This window comes from Novosphingobium sp. BAM6, from assembly GCF_057784955.1.
This window is the reverse complement of the sequence record NZ_JBYNTR010000031.1, coordinates 1-1775: the sequence shown is the minus strand read 5'-3', so window position 1 is coordinate 1775 and position 1775 is coordinate 1. Positions and strand designations below refer to the sequence as shown.

Here is a 1775-nt window from a genome sequence, read left to right as displayed (position 1 = left end):
AAACAGCCCTTCGCTCCGGTAATCGCCGCCCCGCATCTCAAATCCTTCAACCTCAGTTGAAGGCGTCTGAATCACCTCAAGCGGCTCGAGGAAAGAGCCTTTTTCCGCAACCTGTTAAAGCTGATGCGCAAAGTAGGGAGCAGAGCTTTCGACGACGGTTGGCATACTCTTATCCGCGGGTTGGATACCGCATTTCCGTAGGTTCGTCTGGGGCTGCCTCGGTCTAAAATCGGGCATCGACTGACGTCGGCCACATAGAGTCCGCGAGGGTTCCCCACCGGGGCTCTGCTCCCAACTTTGCACATCGAGCAGATGATGCTTCAAGTCCTGGTCGCTCCTTCCTTTTCAACGTTTTACTGGTGATGGCTCTTTACGCCTGAGGGCTCGGTGCAACCTCCCGACCGATCGCCCACAGGAATGCCGCCATCTCGCGCGCAATCGCGGTTACGACGACGGTCTTGAGCTTGCCCGCCATGATCAGCTTACGATAGCGGGCACAAAGCCGGATCTGGCCTTTCCAGGCGATCTCGCGCACCGTCCTTGGCAGCCCTTCAAGGCGCGCTTGGATGGTCGAACTCACGCGGGCTGGATAGCGGTAGGTCCACGCCCCCTCAACGAGTACCCGGCGTGCGCGTGAGTTACCGGCCTTGGTGATCCCTGCCCGCCTGACCCGCTCCCCAGTTGAATTCTCGGACGGTACAAGGCCCAGATAGGCCATCAATTGCCGAGGATTGTCGAACCGACGCACATCACCGATTTCCACGACGAAGGTCACGGCCGTCATGAACGCGACCCCGCGCATCGCCTGAAAAGCTGCAACGACCGGAGCCATCGACCATGAGGCCGCGGTCTCGGTAACCTGCCTGGTCAGTCGCTGGAGACGGACTTCTGCATCCTCGATAGCCTGGCGATATTCCGCCAGGACAATATGATGTGCAGGATGGTCGAATTGCAAATCAGCAAGCCACCGGCCATGAGCACGCGTCCATGGCTTGCGACCGGTGTAAACCCGACCGTGACGCAGCAGGAAGGACTGGAGCTGCTGGCGAGCCCGCTTCAGCGCCTCACCCGCCGCTTCCCGGGCCCTCACCAGATCGCGCACTGCTTCATGCGCGGCGTCGGGAACCCACACAGCGGTCAGCTCGCCGGCGCGATGTAACCGCGCCAAGCTCACCGCGTCACGGCGATTGGTCTTAACCCGATCGCCCGGCCGCTTTGGCACCAACGATGGAGCGACCACGGCACACTCATGGCCGAGTTCGCTGATCTGGCGGTGGAGGTCGTACCCTGTAGGGCCGGCCTCATAGCAAAAGTGCAGCGTCGCCCCGCGTTTCTCCAGCTTCGCCACCAGGCCTGCAACCGATGCTGGTTCAGACGAAATGTCGCCGAGAAACCGGATATCACCGGTTCGCTCGCCATCCGCCACCGCAACGGAAATCTTCAACTTCGACGTATCAAGGCCGATGAAAAGTTCGCTATAATCTTCCATGGTCCGCCCTCGCTTAAGCATGGGGCAAGGCACCGGCCCGTCCGGCGCAACCCCCGTTTCCTGCTTACTACGAGGGCGGGCTACCTTCACTGACCGAACATACGGTCTAAAATAAAATACAAAAAACCGCCTTCGGATTGTCCGAGGCGGTTTGGGATGCTGGGTGTTGGTTGCGGGGGCAGGATTTGAACCTGCGACCTTCAGGTTATGAGCCTGACGAGCTACCGGGCTGCTCCACCCCGCGACACTGAGGGCTTGAGTTGAGCCCGTAGTTTTTGCGTTCTGT

Annotated in this window: 1 protein-coding gene and 1 tRNA gene; both read right to left on the bottom strand. The window is 60.1% G+C overall.

Going from position 1 to position 1775, the window contains the following annotated elements; translation table 11 throughout:
• Window positions 1-370: 370 nt before the first annotated feature.
• Window positions 371-1489 carry an IS110 family RNA-guided transposase gene (locus tag AC3EC3_RS19735; protein ID WP_488491274.1) on the bottom strand — a complete coding sequence of 373 codons (1119 nt, stop codon included), beginning with the start codon at window positions 1487-1489 and terminating at the stop codon, window positions 371-373.
• A gap of 167 nt (window positions 1490-1656) precedes the next feature.
• Window positions 1657-1733, bottom strand: a tRNA-Met gene (locus tag AC3EC3_RS19730).
• Window positions 1734-1775 lie beyond the last annotated feature (42 nt).